Below are 18,947 nucleotides of genomic sequence, written 5' to 3'. Positions count from 1 at the left end.
AATTTTCTGAAATAATTCTCTTGACACCTACTTGTCCCCCGCCGCTCCTCCGCACGTTGAACAAGCTGTGGATGACCATCCATAAGTTATTGAAAAATAAAATGAATTTGTGACAGGCTAACCTGCGGCCATGCCCGCATCCGGCGAGCAACTACATCACCAATTATGTATATGCCGGCAAAACAATCGCAACTTTGAAATTCGGACCGAACGCCGTTGCGCGAGCGTTCTTTTTAAGTACTTGCCGGCAAACGAAAAAACCCGGCCTGTGCGGCCGGGTCCAAGGATAGTGATTCTAAATGGAAGTCGGTCAGGCCGACAGCACCTTGACCCGCTGGGCCAGCCGCGAAACCTTGCGGGAGGCTGTGTTCTTGTGGATGACACCCTTGGTTGCGGCGCGCATCAATTCCGGCTCCGCCGCCTTGAATGCTTCCAGCGCAGCAGCCTTGTCGCCGGCGGCGAGCGCCTCTTCGACCTTACGGACATAGGTGCGGACGCGCGACCGGCGGTTCTTGTTGACCGCTGCGCGGCGGGCGATCTTGCGCGTTGCCTTTTTGGCCGAGGACGTATTGGCCATGATGCCTCTCTTCTGATCTGGTGGGCGCCAGCGGGGTGCCGCAGGGCGCAAAAAACAAACGGGCAGCCACGGGGCCGCCTCGGTTGGTGCGGCTTATAGTTCAGCTTTTCCGGCGCGTCAACGCTGCTTCGCGGTCTTTTTGGGGCTTGAAGCTGCGCCGCGCCGAAACGGACGACCCGCCCCAAGTCGTCGTCTCGATGCATGCCGCCTTTTTTCCAAATCGCGGCACGTTTTGCGGCGACATAGCTTAGCGGTTGGTGAAATTCGGCTTCCGCTTCTCGACGAAGGCGGCCATGCCTTCCTTCTGGTCGTCGAGCGCAAACAGCGAATGGAACAGGCGGCGCTCGAAGCGCAACCCCTCGGCAAGCGTCGTCTCATAGGCCCGGTTGACGGCTTCCTTGGTCATCATCACCGATGGCAGCGAAAACTCGGCGATCTTCGCAGCCGCCTTCAGCGCTTCCTCGACCAGATCGGCAGCCGGCACCACCCGCGACACCAGCCCGCAGCGCTCGGCTTCGGCAGCATCCATCATCCGCCCGGTCAGACACATGTCCATCGCCTTCGACTTGCCGACGAAGCGGGTCAGCCGCTGCGATCCGCCCATGCCCGGCATGACGCCGAGCGTGATCTCGGGCTGACCGAATTTCGCATTGTCGGCGGCGATGATGAAATCGCACATCATGGCCAACTCGCAGCCGCCGCCGAGCGCATAGCCGGCGACCGCCGCGATGATCGGCTTGCGCGCGCGTGTGAGTTCCTCCCAGCCGACGAAGAAGTCCTGGCCGTAGGCGTCGGCGAAGGAGATTGCCTGCATCTCCTTGATGTCGGCGCCGGCCGCGAAGGCCTTTTCCGAGCCTGTGAGGACCAGCGCGCCGATACCGGCATCGGCGCCGAACGCGTTCACAGCGGCCACGATCTCCGTCAGCACCTGCGAATTCAGGGCATTGAGCGCCTTGGGCCGGTTCAGCGTGATCAGCCCGACCTTGCCCCGCGTCTCCACGAGAATGGTTTCGTAGGTCATGGGCATCGTCTCCTCGCTTCGATTGGGGAGACTGGTCTAGCTCACCGCTGACAGGTCCGGCAATAGAAGGTCGAGCGACCGCTCTGCACGATGCGCTCGATGTGGCCGCCGCAGCCAGGTTTCGGACATGGCTCGCCTTCGCGATCGTAGACCGCGAAGGAATGCTGGAAGTAGCCGAGCGATCCGTCTGCCTGGACATAGTCGCGCAGCGAGGATCCGCCGGCGGCGATCGCGTCGGCGATGACCGAGCGGATCGCCGCGGCCAGGCGTTCGCATTGCTCTTTCGCCTTCTTGCCGGAGCCGGCGATGGTGCGGGCTTCGCGCAGCGGCGACAGGCCGGCGCGCCACAGCGCCTCCGAGACGTATATATTGCCGAGCCCGGCGATCAGCCGCTGGTCGAGCAGCGCCGCCTTGAGCGGCGATCTGCGGCCCTCGAGCAGGGTGGCGAGCAGGGGGCCGTCGAGCGCGTTGCCGGTAGGCTCGATGCCCAGCCCCGCCAGCATCGGATGCGTGTCCGGCGCTCCTTCGGCAAACAGCATGAAGCCGAAACGGCGCGGATCGTTGAAAATGACGCGGGATCGTTTACCCTTGGGCGAAGCGACATCGAACACGACGTGGTCGTGCGCGGCGCTCTTCGAGCGCTCGTGATGGAAGGCGCCGGGCGTGTCGCTGTTCCCGGCGGCTTCGACGCGGAACGATCCCGACATGCCGAGATGGCAGATCAGCACCGGACCGCCCTCGATGTGCATCGTCAGATATTTGGCGCGCCTGCCGAGCGCCGTCACGGTCTTGCCGGTAAGCCGCTCGGAGAAGCGTTCGGGAAAGGGAAAGCGAAGGTCGGGCCTGCGCGCCTCGACGTTGACTAGCCGCGCCCCTTCCAGAACCGGCTGCAGCCCGCGCCTCACCGTCTCGACTTCAGGCAGTTCCGGCATGGCCGCCGATCGTGGTCAGGAAGGATGTTCCGTGGCGGCCGGGCGCGAGGCCAAGATGATCGGAGACAGTCTCGCCGATATCGGCGAAGGTCGGCCTGAGCCCGATGTCGCCGCCTTTCAGTCCCGGGCCGATGCCGATCACTGGAACGCGTTCGCGCGTATGGTCGGTCCCGCGCCAGGTCGGATCGTTGCCATGGTCGGCGGTGAGGATGAGCAGGTCGCCCGGCCTGATCCGCGACAGCGCTTCCGGCAGCCGGCGGTCGAAGGCCTCGAGCGCTCCGGCATAACCGGCGACGTCGCGCCGATGGCCGAACTCGGTGTCGAAGTCGACGAAATTGGCAAACACCAGATCGCCTTCGCTGGCATCGTCCATGGCGCCCAGCGCCTCGTCGAACATCGCCATGTTACCGCCCGCCTTGCGCACCTGCGAGATACCGCGATGGGCAAAGATGTCGCCGATCTTGCCGACGGCGATGACCTTGCTGCCGCGCCCCGTCAGCCGGTCGAGCAGTGTCGGCTCCGGCGGCGGCACGGCATAGTCGCGACGGTTGTGGGTGCGCTGGAAGGTGGCTTTTGTCTCGCCCACGAAGGGCCTCGCGATCACCCGTCCGATCTTCAGCGGATCGACCAGCCGGCGCACCGTCCGGCAGAGCTCATACAGTCTTTCGAGGCCAAAATGCGTTTCGTGCGCGGCGATCTGCAATACAGAGTCCACCGAGGTGTAACAGATCGGCTTGCCGGTGCGGATGTGCTCCTCGCCGAAACGCTCGATGATCTCGGTTCCGGGCGCATGACAATTGCCGAGGATGCCCGGCACCTTGCCGTCGCGGATGATCGCGTCGGTCAGCTCGGCCGGGAAGGCCGGCACGGTGTCGGGAAAGTAGCCCCAGTCGAAAAGCACGGGCAGGCCGGCGATCTCCCAATGTCCCGACGGCGTGTCCTTGCCGCTCGAGACCTCCTGGGCCGCGCCGTGGAAGGATCCGGCAAGCAGGGGCATTTCGACGTCGAGCGTCAGGCCGGTTGCCGTCCGTGCCGCGCGGGCAAGCCCGAGCGAGGCCATGTTGGGCACGGCGAGCGGGCCCTGCCGCAAGCCTTTGCGATCCGCGCGGCCGTCGGCGCAGGCCTGCACGATGTGTCCGAACGTGTCGGCGCCAGTATCGCCGTAGCGTTCGGCATCGGCCGCTCCGCCGATGCCGAAGGAATCGAGAACGAATAGGAAAGCCCGCGCCATAGAGTGCCGTCATTGCCTGTCTAGGCAGCCAGACATAACGTTCCGCGGTGGCGTTGGCAAATCGGAAACCAAACCGCAACGGCGAGGCGCCATATTCGTGCGATCGGGCGCAGCATCGGCGGGAGTGCGGCAAGGGATGGGCAAGGACGGAAGATCCGCGGCAGGCCGGTCTTTGAGGACGTGCGCGGCGGCGCTCGCCGTGCTTTGCGTGGCTCCGTCGGCGCGCGCCGACTGGCGCGACGACATCGGCACGTTTCGCATCGGCATCGTCGCCGAGCCCGGAGGCGGCAACGCGGTTCCTGGCTTGGCACGCTTAACGGACGCCTATGCCAACGCCCTCGGCATGAAGGTCGAGTTCGTGGTTGCCCGCGACTACGCTGCGTTGATCGAGGCGCAGGCAAGCGGCCGCGTCCAGTACGCGGTCTATTCGGCGCTCGCTTATGCCACGGCTTCGGAGCGCTGCGGCTGTGTCGAGCCGCTGGTCGCGCCGGTCGATAGCGATGGGGCGGTCGGCATCCGTTCCGTACTGGTGACGCGCGACGGCAAAGTGCCGGATCTCGCCACGCTGGCCGGGCATCGGATCGCGATCGCGCCCGTTGACAATGTCGGCGGGTCTCTGCTGCCGCTGGCCGGCCTGGCCGGCGAAGGCGTAAAGATCGCTGAGGATTCATCTTTCCTGACGCGCGCGCCTTCGGCCACCGCGGCCGAAACGATGCTCGGCGACGGCGAGGCCGACGGCCTGTTCGGCTGGGAGCCTGTTGGAGTCGACGGCCAGCCCACCGGTACGGGCGGCACGATCATGCGGCTTGAGGTCGCCGGTGTTCCGAAGACATCGCTTCGGGTGCTATGGACCTCGGCCCCGCTGCGATACGGCCCTCATGCCGTGCGCAGCGATCTCGACGGCGAAGCGAAGCGCCGGCTGGGCGTTTTTTTGACCAATCTCAAGTCGCAGACCCCCGACGTCTACGACCTTCTGGAATCGACGCATTCCGGCGGGTTCGAGCTGGCCGTGCCGAAAGACTACGCAACGGCGCTGGCCATCGTGCGGCGAGAAGCGGGCGGCCAGGAATAGTCTTTTCAGCAGTCGCTGCAGGGGACCGATGGGCCGCGGCGCGGCCTCAGATAGTAGGTTTCGCCCATCGATATGTTGTTGAAGGCCGAGGTCAGTCCAAGCGTCTTCGACCCGTCGGCGGACCAGGTGATGATCGGCTTGTAGCCGAGGTCGCTTTCTACGCGCACCAGGAAGGTGTTGCGTATGTTCAGTGTTGCCGGAATCGTTGTGATGCTGTCCTTAGCCGCATCGGCGCTGTAGGTGGTGCCCACAAGCTTGCGCGACCATGCCACCTTCACCTTGGGCGAAGCCTCGTCGGTGATCTGGATCCCGGTAATGATGATCGTCGGCGTAGAGCGGTTGTAGGGCTGCAGCGTCGAGGTGCCGATCTTCATGATCGCGTCGAGATCGGCTTTCTTGACGCTCGTCTGCTGCGTGACGAGATCCGCCACCATGCTGCCGATGCGGCTGACCTTCTTGCTGGTCTCGATCGCCTGCGAGGCTTCCATCGTGATGAAGTACATGATGAGCAGCGCCGGCACGATGAATGCGAACTCGATTGCCGCGACGCCCCGGCGATCGCGGCAAAACCGCGTCGCAATGGCCGAAATTCCCCTGTGTGCCCCCGCACCGTGCATGTCTTACCCCAACGCCGCCTTATCTCAGTCGTCAAATGGTTCGTTCTGCCAGGTCACGGATGCGAAGTGCAGCGTCTTGCCGTCTTTCAGATTGGCCATCTGCTTGGCCAGGAAATCGGTTATGACCGGCCATTTGTAGAAGACCCGCAGCATGTTTCTCGATTCCGCCAGTCCGGGAGACACCGTGAAACTTGTCGAGGTCGTGCCTGTCAGCACGATCTCGCCGTTCTGGATCTTGAAGCCCGCCGCGGCGGCGTCGGCGAAGGTCGGATATTCGCGCAGGTCCACCAGCAGTGACGCGCTTGACCCGGACCCAGGGCAATTCGTGGTGACCATGACCGCCAGCTTGTCGCAGATCAGCTTCTTGATCGAGGCGTCGGTGACGGTTGCCTTCTTGAGCTGTCCTGTCCGCAACTGCCGGGCGATATCATCGGTGGCGTTGGCCATCACTTCCTGGCCGGCGAATGAGATGCAGCTTTCGAGGATGGCGAAGACGAGCAGGGCGAACGGCATGGCCAGCATCGCGAATTCCAACGCCGTGCTGCCGCGCCTGTCGCTGAAGAAGCCGGGGCGGGGCTTTGCCGGTCCCTTGCTGTCCATCCCACCCTCGGGTGCCCGATCGTTGCCCATGTCCCGTTCCTGCCGTTCCCCTGCAATGCCGGCGGCAACATAGTGAAGACCCATTGAGGTCCGGTTTGGATGAGCGTTAAATTCGCCAGGCGAGCCTTAACCCGCCATTAACGTCGCGCGCTTGCCGCCTCAGCGGGCTGCGTTCATTTCGCTTTCGGACGTTTTCTCGGCCTCGCTCTTGTACGAGCTCTCGCAATAGGGCGTGCAGGACATGGTCTGGACTTCGGCGCGCCTGTAGATGCGCACCGATGACGCTGATTGCCGCACGACCGTCACCTGCTCGTCGATGATCGGGCTGCCGTCCGAGTCGAGCACCACCAGATTGGTGACGCCGAAGCCCTTGCCGGTGAGAACGACCGTCGAGGCGTCCTGCACGGCGGCGTCCGCGATTGCCGGATTGCCGATGACGACCGTGTCGGCCGCGCGCGCCAGTTTGACGATCTTGGCCTGGTTCATGGTGACCTCGATGCCGGCGCCTGCCCTGGCCGGCAAAACGAGAGCGGCAACCGCCAGCAGCGCGGCGACTGGAAATGGCGATCTCGACAAGGTCATTGATGCGCTCCGGGGCGGCAGACTGTTCAACGGAACATGAACGAGATTGGTGAACCAACGGTTAAACGCCGAGTTGTCGCGATAAGGATTGGTTCGTCCAAGGCGCATCGGCCCCCAGCATGCGCTGTTTTAGCATTGTTGCGCGTGCGCCGGGACTCCGCCCTTTTCTCTGCCCGCCGACCCGCTTCCGAAGGTTTAGGGCACGGTTAACCAAGCAAAGGGTTCGTCCCGGGAAAGGAATCGGTAAGGGTATTTATTAAGCCGATTGAAAGGGCTTCTCCCTAGATTCGCAGCATCCGATCAACCGGCAAGAGAAGTTGACGGAAGTGCTGTAACACGTGGAGTAGGAGCTCTCGAATGTCTAACCTCATCGCACGTTTCGTGAAGGATGAATCCGGCGCGACCGCAATCGAATACGGTCTGATCGCCGCGCTTATCGCGCTCGCCATCATGGTCGGCGCTGGCTCGCTCGGCACCGCCCTGAACGACAAGTTCAAGGCGATTGCCAGTGCGGTCCAAAACTCCAACTAGTAACACATCGAGTGGCGACGAAGTCGCTCTCGACGAGAAGGGCCGCCTTGAGGCGGCCCTTGTTCGTTGCAGCATCTGGTTGCGCGCGATTTTGATCGCTCGACACTCACCGACCGTTAACGCCATATGCCTAGACTGGGCGCGTTAGTTTCCTCACGGCACTGTGTTGTCCCATGCTCGAAGCTGTGATCTTCGTCGTCTTTCCTTTCTGCATGCTGTTCGCGGCGATCTCGGACGTCTTGTCGATGACGATCGCCAACCGCGTGCCGGTGCTGCTCCTGGCGACGTTCGCTCTTGTGGCTCCGCTGACCGGAATGGATTGGGCAACCTATGGCGGGCATTTCGCCGCCGGTGCCCTGGTGCTGGCGGTGACGTTCGGCCTGTTCGCGCTCGGCGGCATGGGCGGCGGCGATGCCAAGCTGCTGGCGGCGACCGCGGTATGGATGGGGCTCAACATCAATCTTATCGGCTACCTGGTAACCTCGACGTTGATCGGCGGCCTGCTGACGGTTGCCATTCTGGCCTACCGGAAATCGCCATTCGCGGTCTACACCGGTCACAACCGTTTTCTGCGCCATTTTGCCGATGAGAGCGTAGGCATTCCTTATGGCGTCGCGCTCGGTCTCGGCGGGCTCATCACCTTTCCGGACACTCCGCTGATGGTCTGGGCGCTGGACAGGCTCACCGCATAAATCGCGTCGCGCCGAGACGGATTCAGGCGGCGCGCTCAGGCCTTGTTTTTGTGCGTGTCGTTTCCCAGAGCCGCCGCGCGCGCTGTGGGCGGCATGCATTGGCTGGTTGTTTGGCGAGAGGGATTTGTCGAGGCGGCCCGGCCGCCTTTTTCGTTAACGGCAAGCGGTTCCATCCAATTTGAGTAAACCTTAAATTAATCACGATCGTAAGCATTGCATTAACCTTGTTTTGACGATTGCAGCTGCAAAGTCCGACCTGGCGAGGTGGTTTGCCTTGAGGCGAAGGGTTCGGACGAAATGCCAGCATCCCGACTTATTATTCTGGGCGTGGCCGTAGCCGCGGCGGGTGGTGCCGGTTACGTCGCAAAGAACATGGTGGTGGCGCCGGCGCCCCAGGTCGTAGTCAACGCTCCTAAGCAGCCTGCGATCGCGCTGCAGGATGTGCTGGTGCTTTCCGGCGACGTCGCAATGGGCAGCCAGCTCGGCAACAACATCAGCTGGGAGCAATGGCCGGCCAGCGGCGTCAACGCCAATTTCATCACCCGTGCGGCCGAGCCGGACGCAGTCGAAAAGCTCAAGGGCTCGGTGGCTCGCGTGGCCATGTATACCGGCGAGCCGTTGCGGCGCTCCAAGCTGGTCGGCGAGGGGCAGAGCTTCATGTCGTCGATCCTGCCGTCCGGCATGCGCGCCGTCGCGACCGCCATATCGGCCGACACGTCGGCAGGCGGCTTCATCCTGCCCAATGATTTCGTCGACGTCATCATGACCCGGCGCGCCGATGCCAGCAACGGCGGCACCGGTTTCAACACCGAGACCATCCTCAAGAATATCCGCGTCCTGGCCATCGACCAGACCATCCAGGAGGACGAGGAAGGCAAGAAGACCAGGGTCGGCCAGACCGCGACGCTGGAGCTGACGCCGCAGCAGGCGGAGATCATTACGGTGGCGCAGCAGATGGCGGACCGCCTGACGCTGGCGCTGCGTCCGATCGTGGACGCGAATGAGAAAAGCCTGGGCGAGGCCGACTATCTGGTGAACGGCAACGGCCGGCGCGGCACGGTGCGGTTGATCAAGTCGGGCGAAGTTTCCGAAGTGGGAGCAAGGAAATGAAGCTAAACGGCAAACTCCCCGTCCTGGCGGCGGCGGCAATCGGCCTGTTGCTGCTCGGCGCCAATGCGCCCGGCCTCGTCGAGGCCAAGGCCGCCAACAGGGCGGCAGGCGTGACGGCCTCGGTTGCCACGCAGCGCGTCAAGCTCGGTCTCAACAAGTCGGTGGTCATCGATCTGCCGAACGACGCCTACGACATCCTTGTCGCCAATCCGGCGGTCGCCGACGCGGTGACGCGCACGGCGCGCCGCATCTATCTGTTCGGCAAGGCGGTCGGCGAAACCAACATCTTCGTCTTCGGTCCCAATGGCGAGCAGATCGCCAGCCTCGACCTTGCGGTCGAACGTGACGTCGCCGGACTGGAAGACTATCTCAAGCGCTTCCTTCCGTCCTCGGACATCAAGGTCGAGCTGCTGAACGACAACGTGATCCTCACCGGCATGGTGGACACGCCGCTCGATGCCAAGCGCGCCGTCGACCTCGCCACCATCTTCGTCTCGGGCGGTGAAGCCACGACCGGCCAATACTCGCAGACAGCCGCCGGCGGGTCGGCCAATGGCGGCGTCGATATCAACAATCCCGACCAGGAGCGCCGGGTCTCCAAGATCGTCAATCTGCTGCAGATCGTCGGCGACGATCAGGTGACGCTGAAGGTCACGGTGGCGGAAGTCAGTCGCTCCGTGATGAAGCAGCTCGGCGTCAACATGATCGGCAGCGGTAGCGCCAATGGCATTTCCTACAGCACGGCGAGCGCGCCCGCCTTCGGGCTGGGCAAGCCGCTTTCACAGTCAACCGGCCTGTTGCTTGGAGACGGCGCCGGAAACGGCATCCAGACCTACATCAATGCCATGGAGCAAAGCGGCGTCATGAAGACGCTGGCGGAGCCGACCCTCACCGCCGTTTCGGGCGAGAAGGCTACGTTCAAGGTGGGCGGCGAATACAATCTGGCCGCCAGCCGTTCGAGCAACGTGTCGACTGACAATCAGACCGGCTTGACCACATACAGCTTCGACAAGATCGAGTACGGCATCGGCCTCGAATTCCAGCCTGTTGTGCTGTCGGCCGGGCGCATAAGCCTCAAGGTCAGAACCGCGGTTTCGGAGCCGACCACGGAAGGTTCGGCGACCCTCGAGGGAGGCCGTACCATGCCCGGCATGACGATCTTGTCGCTCCGCAAAAGGCTGGCCGACACTACCGTCGAATTGCCTTCGGGTGGGTCGATGATGATTGCGGGCCTCGTTCGGGATGACGTTCGCCAGGCTGTCGCCGGCTTGCCCGGCCTGGCCAAGATCCCCGTGCTCGGCACGCTGTTCCGCAGCAGGGATTTCGTGCGCAACGAGAGCGAGCTCGTCATCATCATCACGCCGTACCTGGCAAGGCCGGTGGCGCGCAACGAATTGGCCAAGCCCGACGACAATTTCAATCCGTCGAGCGATGGCGCCGGCATGTTCCTTGGCCGCGTCAATCGCGTCTACGGCACCATGCAGACCGACAGGCCATCCGGCCGCTACCACGGCGTCGTTGGCTTCATTTACAAGTGAGCGGGAAAGCGGACATGTCCAAGTCAGCATTGAAGGTCATGACGATCCGGGCAGCATCCGGCCGAGAGCGGATCCTCCGGTCCGTGGTCCCGGCGCTTGCGGTCGCGCTTGCGGCATCGCTTGCCGGCTGCGCCGGGCGCGACAGTGTGACAGTCGGCGCGATCCCGGACGATTATCGCACCAACCATCCGATCGTCATCGCCGAGAAGAATCAGAAGATCGATCTGCCGGTCGGCGCCGGCGATCGCGGCATGACCGGCGCGCAGCGCGACGCGCTGCTCGGTTTTCTCGATGGCTACGACAAGAGCGCCGCGCCGACATTGACGATCGCAACCCCGGTCGGATCGGCCAATCAGGTCGCCGCCAGCGCCGCCAGCCGCGATTTCGCCAGGCTGGCAATGGCCGCCGGGGTCAAGCGCAGCCGGATCGTGATGACGTCCTATCAGTCGGCCGTGCCGGAGGCTTCGGCGCCGGTCCGCGTCGCCTTTGTCGCGGTGAGGGCCCAGACCGACAGATGCGGACGTTGGCCGGACGACCTTGCGGAGACGTCGGAGAACAAGCACTACGCCGACTTCGGCTGTTCCTACCAGAACAACCTCGCAGCGCAGATGGCCAACCCCAACGATCTGATCGGGCCGCGCAAGCAGTCCGAAATCGACGCCGAGAACCGCGGCAAAGTGATCGATGTCTATCGCGCCAGAGGCATTTCGGACGAGTTCCTCGGCAATTCGGAAGTGACCTACTGAGCCGCGGCGGATGACGGAAAGAGCATGACGATGAGCAATCTTGCCTACGACACGCCCGCGGATACCGGCGATCTCTCGCAACAGGACATCGCCGCCATGCAGGCGCTGCGCCCGGTGCCGCGCATCTCGATTCAGGCCTTCTGCGAGACCGATGGCGTCGCCAACCCCATCGAGCGTGCCGGCGAGGACCGCCGCATGGCCAAGGCCCACCTCAAGGTCCATATGGGCGGCATCGCCACCGCGATCGAGTTCTACCAGTCGGCGCCGACGCCCAACCTGATCCTGTTGGAATCGCGCAGCGAGCCGAAGCAGTTGCTGGAGCAACTCACCCAGCTCGCGGAATATTGTGATCCGTCCTCGAAGGTCGTGGTCATCGGCCACTACAACGATGTCGGCCTCTACCGGGAGCTTATCCGTTCCGGCATTTCCGAATATGTCATTGCTCCGGTTTCGATGACCGACATCGTCAGCGTGGTGTCGTCGATCTTCGTCGATCCCGAGTCCGATCCGATCGGCCGCTCCATCGCCTTCATCGGCGCCAAGGGCGGCGTCGGCTCCTCGACGATCGCTCACAACGTCGCCTGGGCGATGTCTTCATTGTTCAAGTCTGAAGTCGTCGTTGCCGATCTCGATCTCGCCTTCGGCACCGCCAACATCAACTTCGACCAGGACCCCGCGCAGGGCATCGCCGAGGCGGTGTTTTCGCCCGAACGCGTCGACGAGGTCTATCTCGACCGGCTGCTCGCGCAGTGCGCCGAGCATTTGTCGCTGCTGGCGGCGCCCTCCACGCTCGAGCGTGTCTATGATTTCGATCCGGACGCCTTCTCCCAGGTGATCGAAACGGCGCAGCGCAGCGCGCCTCTGCTCGTGCTCGACCTGCCTCATATCTGGAGCGGTTGGGCCAAGAGCACGCTGATCAAGGCCGATGAGATCGTCATCACGGCCACGCCCGAACTCGCCAATCTGCGCAACACCAAGAATATGGTCGACATGCTGAAGCGGCTGCGTCCGAACGATCCGCCGCCGAAGCTGATCATCAACCAGGCCGGTGTTCCGAAACGGCCGGAGATCGCGGCATCTGATTTTTCCGAACCGCTCGGCATCACGCCCATGGCGGTGATCAATTTCGAGCCGCTGCTGTTCGGCAACGCGGCCAACAACGGCCGCATGCTCGGCGAGATGGACGCCAAGAGCCCGGTCGTCGGCACGATCAACGAAATCGCGCATGTGCTGACCGGGCGCAGCGAAATCAAGACGAAGAAGAAGGCAGGCCTGGGCTCCATCCTCGGCAAGCTTTCGCGCAACAGGAAGTGACGCTCCGCTGAGCGGCATCGGGTAGTCGATCATGTTTGGTAAAAGAGGCACAGACGACGGCAGCCGGGCAGCCCCCGAATTCCGTCCGCCGGCACCTCCTCCCGCCGCCCCCGCTCCGGCCGGGACGATGGCGCTCGATCGGCCTGCCGCGGCGGCGCCGAGCGCGCCCGCCGCGCCGCCCGTTCGCCGTCCGGTCGAGGCGCCGCCGATGGCGCCCGAGCCGCCGCGAAGGGTCCAGCGCGAGCGCAGCGAGACCTACTACGACACCAAAAGCCAGGTGTTTTCCGCGCTGATCGACACGATCGACCTGTCGCAGCTCGCCAAGCTCGATCCGGAAAGCGCGCGCGAGGAAATCCGCGACATCGTCAACGACATCATCGCGATCAAGAACTTCGCGATGTCGATCTCCGAGCAGGAAGAGCTGCTCGAGGACATCTGCAACGACGTGCTTGGCTATGGGCCGCTCGAGCCGCTGCTCGCACGCGACGACATCGCCGACATCATGGTCAACGGCTCCAAGAACGTCTACATCGAGGTCAACGGCAAGGTCGAACCGACCAGCATTCGCTTCCGCGATAACCAGCAGCTGCTCAACATCTGCCAGCGCATCGTCAGCCAGGTCGGCCGCCGCGTCGACGAATCGAGCCCGATCTGCGACGCGCGTCTTCCCGACGGCTCGCGCGTCAACGTGATCGCGCCGCCGCTCTCCCTCGACGGCACCGCGCTCACCATCCGCAAGTTCAAGAAGGACAAGCTGACGCTCGACCAGCTGGTCAAGTTCGGGGCCATCTCGCCGCAAGGCGCGGAGATCCTCAAGATCATCGGCCGCGTCCGCTGCAATGTCGTCATCTCGGGCGGCACCGGCTCGGGCAAGACGACGCTGCTCAACTGCCTCACCAACTACATCGATCGAGAGGAACGGGTCATCACTTGTGAGGACTCTGCCGAGCTGCAGCTGCAGCAGCCACACGTGGTCCGTCTCGAAACCAGGCCGCCCAATCTCGAAGGCGAGGGCGAGGTGACCATGCGCGATCTGGTCAAGAACTGCCTGCGCATGCGGCCCGAACGGATCATCGTCGGCGAGGTGCGCGGTCCGGAAGTGTTCGACCTTCTGCAGGCGATGAACACCGGCCATGACGGCTCGATGGGTACGATCCACTCCAACAGCCCGCGCGAATGCCTGAACCGCATTGAATCGATGATCGCCATGGGCGGCTATTCGCTGCCGCAAAGAACGGTGCGCGAGATCGTCGTCGGCTCGGTCGACGTGATCATCCAGGCGGCCCGTCTGCGCGACGGCTCGCGCCGCATCACCCACATCACCGAGGTGATCGGCATGGAAGGCGACGTCATCATCACCCAGGACCTCGTCCTCTACAACATCAAGGGCGAAGACGCGAGCGGCCGTCTCATCGGCGAGCATGTCTCGACCGGCATCGGCCGCCCACATTTCTGGGATCGTGCCCGCTACTACGGCGAGGAGCAGCGCCTCGCCAACGCGCTCGAGGCCATGGAGAAGCGCGCTGACTGATGCATCTGGAGGTGTAGGGGCCCCGGTCGATGTTCGGAATTAACACCACGGTTCTGGCTTTCGTCGTGCTTGCGGCCTTAAGCGCCGGCGCGGTGGCCTATGCTTTCCTGTTCACGCGCATCGATAACGAAAGGCAGGCCGGCAAGCGGCTTGAGACCATCAAGGCGGCCGAGACCGACCGGTCGGTGGTGAAGGCTTCGCGCGATCGGGCCGCGGAAGCGGTCCGGCGGCGCAAGTCCCTCCAGGATTCGCTCAAGCAGCTCGATGAAAAGCAGAAAACCAGTGACCGCAACATCAAGAAGCCGCCGCTGAGGGCCCAGATCCGCCAGGCCGGCATGACGGTTTCCATCGAGCGTTTCTACATCTACTCGGTGATCTGCGGCATAGCGCTTACGTTCCTCGCCTATCTCGCCGGCGCGCCGTTGCTGGTGCTGCCCGGCGCTCTCCTGGCGGGGGCCTTCGGCCTGCCGCGCTGGTTCGTGTCGTTTCGCCGCGCGCGCCGGGTGAAGGCTTTCCTGGAGGAATTCCCGAATGCCCTCGACATCATCGTGCGCGCGGTGAAATCCGGCCTGCCGTTGAACGATGCGATCCGCCTGATCGCAAACGAATCTCCCGAGCCGGTTCGGGCAGAGTTCCGCCGCATCGTCGATTCCCAGCAGATGGGCATGTCGATCCCCGATGCCACGCTGCGCATGTCCGAGACCATGCCGTGTACCGAGGCCGGTTTCTTCGGCATCGTCATCCAGATCCAGTCGCAGGCCGGCGGCAATCTCTCCGAGGCGCTGGGCAACCTTTCGCGCGTGCTGCGCGACCGCAAGAAGATGAAGGCCAAGGTGCAGGCGTTGTCGATGGAAGCGAAGGCATCCGCCGTCATCATCGGCGCCTTGCCGTTCGTCGTCGCCTTTCTCGTCTATCTTTCGAGCCCGAACTACATCATGCCGCTGTTCACGACCAGCGTCGGCAATCTGATCCTCGGCTGCTCCGGCGTCTGGATGTCGATCGGCATCCTGGTGATGCGCAAGATGATGAATTTCGAAGTGTAGGGACGCGGCCCAATGACAGACCAGGTCGTCAAGACGCTAACCGATCCTTCCTTTCTCATCGCGCTGCTGGTCGGCATCGCGGTTTTTGCGACCGTCTTCACGCTCCTGCCGGCGCTTGGCGGCAATCAGCTCAAGGCGCGCATGAAAGCCGTGGCGCTCGAACGCGATGAGCTGCGCTCCAGGCAGCGTGCACGCCTCGCCAGCGAAGCCGACCGCCGCCGCAAGGGCCTGCGCGAAGAGCAGTCGATCGGCATGCGCAACATCGTCGACCGGCTGGACCTGAAGCGCGCGCTTGCCGACGAGGGCACGCTGCAGAAGCTCAAAGTGGCGGGCTTCCGCGGCCAGAACCCGCTGACACGCTTCCTGTTCTTCCGCCTGATCCTGCCCTTCATCGGGTTCGCGCTGGCGGCGGTCTACCTGTTCCTTCTCGGCGGCCTGGCGCAGCAGCCGGCCTTCGTCAAGCTGTTTGTGTGCATCCTCGTCGCCTATGGCGGCTTCTATGCGCCGATCCTCTACGTCAACAACCGCGCGACCAAGCGCAAGCAGTCGATCCAGCTGGCATGGCCGGACGCGCTCGACCTGATGCTGATCTGCGTCGAATCCGGCATGTCGGTGGAAGCAGCTCTTCGCAAGGTCGCCGACGAGATCGGCGCGCAGTCGGTGGCGCTCGCTGAGGAATTCGTGCTCACCAATGCCGAGCTCTCCTATCTGCAGGAACGTAAGGTCGCCTATGAGAACCTGGCAAGCCGCACCGGCCTGGATTCGGTGAAATCGGTGTCCCAGGCCCTGGTTCAGGCGGAGCGCTACGGCACGCCGGTAGCGCATGCCTTGCGCGTGCTGGCCTCAGAAAGCCGCGACATGCGCATGAACGCGGCCGAGAAGAAGGCCGCGGCACTTCCGCCGAAGCTCACCGTGCCGATGATCCTGTTCTTCCTGCCGGTCCTGTTCGCCATCATTCTGGGGCCGGCCGGCATCCAGGTCAGCCAGCGCGGCATCTTCGGCGACCAGCACAACTCCAGCAGCCAGTAGAAAATCCAGCCGGATATGGGAAAGGCCGCGCGGCAGGTGCCGTGCGGCCTTGCAATCGCCGGAAACAGCGCGCCCGGTCAGTTGGTCGCGACCTTCGCCTTGCCCTTGTCCTGATCCTTGAGCTGGCTCCAGGCGTTCTGCTGGGCGAGCATCTGGCGCAGATAAGCGATGTTGGCCTGCGCCTGCTCGGGCGAAAGCTCCTGCGAGGCAATCTTTTCGGCCTCGTCGAAGCGGCCCTGCAGGCCGACGACCAGCGCCAGGTTCTGCCGCACGCGGCTGTCGGCGTTCGGCTGCTGCACGGCCGAGCGCATGTAGGTCTCGGCTGTGCGGAGATCCCCCTCCAGCACATAGGACATGCCGAGATTGGAGAGGATCGAAGGTTCGTTCGGCTTGAGCTCGAGCGCCTTTCGGTAGTCCTGGCGTGCCTCGTCCCGCTGCCCCATCTGGTCCAGGATGGCGGCTTCCGCCGAAACCAGGCGCCAATCCGGATATTCCGGCGTCTGCGCGCGGCGCACCGCATCGAGCGCCTGCTCGAACTGCCCGTTCGCGGCAAGCGCCTTGCCGTAGGCGGCGAGCACGTCGCGGTCCTTGGGGTAGGCGATCGCGAGCTTGCGCATCACGGCCAGCGACTGTTCGGCGTCGCCATCCATCTGCAGGGCCGCGGCGAAGTTCGTGGCGATGCGTTTGTCGTTCGGGTTCCTGGCGTAGGATTCGCCAAGCCTGGTCGTGGCGCCGTGCAGTTCGCTGGCCGACATGGTTTCCAGTGGCCTGTTCTCGGAGCGGGAAATGGAGCCCGTCGTGAGCTTGCTGGTGCTGCCGCAGCCCGCCACGCTGGCCGCCAGCGCGACCGCCAATGCCGTTGTGACCAGACGCTTGCTTGTGACGTTCGGCGCTGTGATCGGCATCTGCACCTGGTCTCCATTCCTGTGCGGCGGTTGGCTGGCCGTCTTCCCTCCCGCAGAAATATTCTGTTAACCCTAACGGATGGTTAAATTTGCTGGCGGGCTGGTTCTGGAACGGACTGAATCAGCCCGGCAGGGGCGGGAAAATGCTGAACGTGGTGCTCGTCGTTCCCGACGACCAGGACAACACGTGGCGGGACTTTCGCGAGATCGCCGCCGCTGCTGGAGAGCAAGGCGCGAAGGCACGTCTCGTGCGCCACCGGCGGAAGGAGCAACTCGCCCTGCTGCCGCTTTGCGGTTGTGATCTTCGGGCGCTTCTGCCAGTGAACGGTTGGCGCAGACGCAAATTCCCCTATTCGGAGACCATCGAATGCCTGTCGAACTCGTTGACCAGAAATCGGAGGCCGCCTTGCCAGTTCACCTGGTGGGAAAGGATGGCCTCGACCAGGCCGGCCTCTCGCCGGCGACGATCGCCTGGGCACGGGCCAACGGCTTTTCCGGCGAGGCAGGCCGCACGCTGATCCTGCCGGGCGAGGGTGGCGCGCTCGCCGGCGCGCTGTACGGCACCGGCGACGGTGAGAGCCAGCTTGCCGCAGGTGCCCTGGCGAGATCGCTGCCCGAGGGCGAATGGCATTTTGCCCAGGATTTGCCCGCGCCCGACCTTGCCGCGCTGGCTCTCATCCTCGGCGGCTATGTCTTTACCCGCTACGGCAAGAAGCCCGGCAAGGCGTTGCGCTTCGCGCTGCCGTCGGGGGCCGACGGCGCGCATGTGCGCCGCGTCGCCGAGGGCATTTTCCTGACGCGCGATCTGGTCAACACGCCGACCAGCGACATGGGCCCCGATGAACTGGAGGAGGCCGTCCAGACCTTGGCCGCCAGCCACGGCGCCGATATCTCCGTCGTCAAGGGCGACGATCTCCTGGTGCGGAATTTTCCGATGATCCATGCCGTCGGCCGCGCCTCCACCGGCGCGCCGCGGCTGATCGACATGACATGGGGCCCGAGCGACGCGCCGAAGGTGACGCTGGTCGGCAAGGGCGTCTGCTTCGATACCGGCGGCCTCGACATCAAGCCGTCGTCGGGCATGCTGTTGATGAAGAAGGACATGGGGGGCGCCGCCAACGTGCTGGGCCTCGCCTCCATCATCATGGCGGCGAAGCTCAATGTCCGGTTGCGGGTGCTGATCCCCGCGGTCGAGAATTCGATCGCCGGCAATGCCTTCCGGCCGGGCGACGTGCTGAGGAGCTGCAAGGGCATCACGGTCGAGATCGGCAACACGGACGCCGAAGGCAGGCTGGTGCTGGCCGACGCGCTGGCGCTTGCCGACGAGGAAAGGCCGGCGCTGCTCATCGACATGGCGACGCTGACCGGAGCCGCGCGCGTCGCGCTCGGTCCAGACCTGCCGCCCTTCTACACCGGCGACGAGGCGCTGGCGGCCGACCTGGCGGCGGCTTCGCTCGCTGTCGAGGATCCGCTGTGGCGTATGCCCCTATGGCGGCCCTACGATGCAAAGCTTTCCTCGAAGGTCGCCGACATCAACAACGTCACGACCGACGGCTTTGCCGGATCGATCACCGCGGCTCTGTTCCTCAAGCGCTTCGTCGAGAAGACGCCCGGCTGGGCGCATTTCGACATCTTTGCCTGGAACCCGAATGATCGCCCGTACGGTCTGACCGGCGGCGAAGCGCAAGGCATTCGCGCGCTGGAGCGGATCATCTCGACACGGTTTGGATAAAGCAATTCCAGGAAAAGTGCGCAGCGGTTTTCCGTCCGGAATTGCGAAAACCAAAAGCGGCAATTCCAGGAGAAGTGCGCAGCGGTTTTCCGTCAGGAATTGCGTGAAACAAATATGCACCGGAAAGCCGGCAAAACGCCAAGG

General features: G+C 63.9%; 19 protein-coding genes. 11 read left to right on the top strand and 8 right to left on the bottom strand.

Annotated features, from left to right (window positions below; translation table 11 throughout):
• Positions 1-310: 310 nt before the first annotated feature.
• The 4 genes from rpsT to EN853_RS02580 all read right to left on the bottom strand — a co-directional run bounded on the left by rpsT (position 311) and on the right by EN853_RS02580 (position 3,761).
• On the bottom strand, positions 311-577 hold the full coding sequence (gene rpsT, locus EN853_RS02595) for a 30S ribosomal protein S20 (protein ID WP_127857712.1): 267 nt from the start codon (positions 575-577) through the stop codon (positions 311-313).
• A 247-nt stretch (positions 578-824) separates the two neighbouring features.
• Positions 825-1,598 (bottom strand): enoyl-CoA hydratase, encoded by a 774-nt coding sequence (locus tag EN853_RS02590; protein ID WP_127857711.1) that lies wholly within the window; start codon positions 1,596-1,598, stop codon positions 825-827.
• Between the two features lie 41 nt (positions 1,599-1,639).
• Positions 1,640-2,530: a bifunctional DNA-formamidopyrimidine glycosylase/DNA-(apurinic or apyrimidinic site) lyase gene (mutM, locus tag EN853_RS02585; protein ID WP_127857710.1), complete on the bottom strand. Its 891-nt coding sequence runs from the start codon at positions 2,528-2,530 to the stop codon at positions 1,640-1,642.
• Positions 2,514-3,761 carry a phosphopentomutase gene (locus EN853_RS02580; RefSeq protein ID WP_127857709.1) on the bottom strand — a complete coding sequence of 416 codons (1,248 nt, stop codon included), beginning with the start codon at positions 3,759-3,761 and terminating at the stop codon, positions 2,514-2,516. The genes mutM and EN853_RS02580 overlap by 17 nt, the downstream gene beginning before the upstream one ends.
• Before the next feature lie 172 nt (positions 3,762-3,933).
• Here EN853_RS02580 and EN853_RS02575 point away from each other — a divergent pair, with 172 nt between their 5' ends.
• Positions 3,934-4,833 (top strand): PhnD/SsuA/transferrin family substrate-binding protein, encoded by a 900-nt coding sequence (locus EN853_RS02575; RefSeq protein ID WP_245516794.1) that lies wholly within the window; start codon positions 3,934-3,936, stop codon positions 4,831-4,833.
• Positions 4,834-4,838: 5 nt separating this feature from the next.
• On the opposite strand, the gene EN853_RS02570 is transcribed toward EN853_RS02575, so the two are convergent.
• The 3 genes from EN853_RS02570 to EN853_RS02560 form a co-directional block, all read right to left on the bottom strand.
• Positions 4,839-5,450: a TadE/TadG family type IV pilus assembly protein gene (locus EN853_RS02570; RefSeq protein ID WP_127857707.1), complete on the bottom strand. Its 612-nt coding sequence runs from the start codon at positions 5,448-5,450 to the stop codon at positions 4,839-4,841.
• A 24-nt stretch (positions 5,451-5,474) separates the two neighbouring features.
• Complete coding sequence (locus EN853_RS02565) at positions 5,475-6,050, bottom strand: TadE/TadG family type IV pilus assembly protein (protein ID WP_127857956.1); 576 nt, start codon at positions 6,048-6,050, stop codon at positions 5,475-5,477.
• Positions 6,051-6,209: 159 nt separating this feature from the next.
• Entirely contained in the window at positions 6,210-6,632 is a 423-nt protein-coding gene (locus EN853_RS02560; RefSeq protein ID WP_127857706.1) for a pilus assembly protein N-terminal domain-containing protein, read from the bottom strand.
• Between the two features lie 357 nt (positions 6,633-6,989).
• On the opposite strand from EN853_RS02560, the gene EN853_RS02555 reads away from it, so the two are divergent.
• From EN853_RS02555 to EN853_RS02515, 9 genes are all read left to right on the top strand, one after another.
• Positions 6,990-7,163 (top strand): Flp family type IVb pilin, encoded by a 174-nt coding sequence (locus EN853_RS02555; protein ID WP_127857705.1) that lies wholly within the window; start codon positions 6,990-6,992, stop codon positions 7,161-7,163.
• Positions 7,164-7,336: 173 nt separating this feature from the next.
• Positions 7,337-7,855, top strand: coding sequence for a prepilin peptidase (locus EN853_RS02550; RefSeq protein WP_127857704.1), 519 nt, complete (start codon positions 7,337-7,339; stop codon positions 7,853-7,855).
• Between the two features lie 297 nt (positions 7,856-8,152).
• Complete coding sequence (gene cpaB / locus EN853_RS02545) at positions 8,153-8,965, top strand: Flp pilus assembly protein CpaB (protein ID WP_127857703.1); 813 nt, start codon at positions 8,153-8,155, stop codon at positions 8,963-8,965.
• Positions 8,962-10,503, top strand: a complete 1,542-nt coding sequence (locus tag EN853_RS02540) for a type II and III secretion system protein family protein (protein ID WP_127857702.1) — start codon at positions 8,962-8,964, stop codon at positions 10,501-10,503. Before cpaB ends, EN853_RS02540 begins: the two co-directional genes overlap by 4 nt.
• Positions 10,504-10,517: 14 nt before the next feature.
• Positions 10,518-11,249, top strand: coding sequence for a CpaD family pilus assembly protein (locus tag EN853_RS02535; RefSeq protein WP_127857701.1), 732 nt, complete (start codon positions 10,518-10,520; stop codon positions 11,247-11,249).
• 30 nt (positions 11,250-11,279) lie between these two features.
• Positions 11,280-12,563, top strand: a complete 1,284-nt coding sequence (locus EN853_RS02530) for a CpaE family protein (protein ID WP_189343854.1) — start codon at positions 11,280-11,282, stop codon at positions 12,561-12,563.
• 31 nt (positions 12,564-12,594) lie between these two features.
• Positions 12,595-14,094, top strand: coding sequence for a CpaF family protein (locus tag EN853_RS02525; protein ID WP_127857699.1), 1,500 nt, complete (start codon positions 12,595-12,597; stop codon positions 14,092-14,094).
• Between the two features lie 29 nt (positions 14,095-14,123).
• The gene (locus tag EN853_RS02520; RefSeq protein ID WP_127857698.1) at positions 14,124-15,137 is read left to right on the top strand and encodes a type II secretion system F family protein; all 1,014 of its coding nucleotides are present in this window, start codon (positions 14,124-14,126) and stop codon (positions 15,135-15,137) included.
• A gap of 12 nt (positions 15,138-15,149) precedes the next feature.
• Positions 15,150-16,166 (top strand): type II secretion system F family protein, encoded by a 1,017-nt coding sequence (locus tag EN853_RS02515; RefSeq protein WP_127857697.1) that lies wholly within the window; start codon positions 15,150-15,152, stop codon positions 16,164-16,166.
• Between the two features lie 77 nt (positions 16,167-16,243).
• Here the strand turns inward: EN853_RS02515 and EN853_RS02510 are convergent, their stop codons facing one another.
• Positions 16,244-17,071, bottom strand: coding sequence for a tetratricopeptide repeat protein (locus EN853_RS02510; RefSeq protein WP_127857696.1), 828 nt, complete (start codon positions 17,069-17,071; stop codon positions 16,244-16,246).
• A gap of 367 nt (positions 17,072-17,438) precedes the next feature.
• Between EN853_RS02510 and EN853_RS02505 the strand changes: the two genes are divergently transcribed.
• Positions 17,439-18,803, top strand: coding sequence for a leucyl aminopeptidase family protein (locus tag EN853_RS02505; protein WP_127857695.1), 1,365 nt, complete (start codon positions 17,439-17,441; stop codon positions 18,801-18,803).
• Positions 18,804-18,947: the final 144 nt, after the last annotated feature.

It is taken from the genome of Mesorhizobium sp. M1C.F.Ca.ET.210.01.1.1, from assembly GCF_004791585.1.
GTDB lineage: Bacteria > Pseudomonadota > Alphaproteobacteria > Rhizobiales > Rhizobiaceae > Mesorhizobium.
The sequence above is the reverse complement of the archived record's forward strand: the minus strand, read 5'-3'. Positions and strand labels throughout refer to the sequence as shown.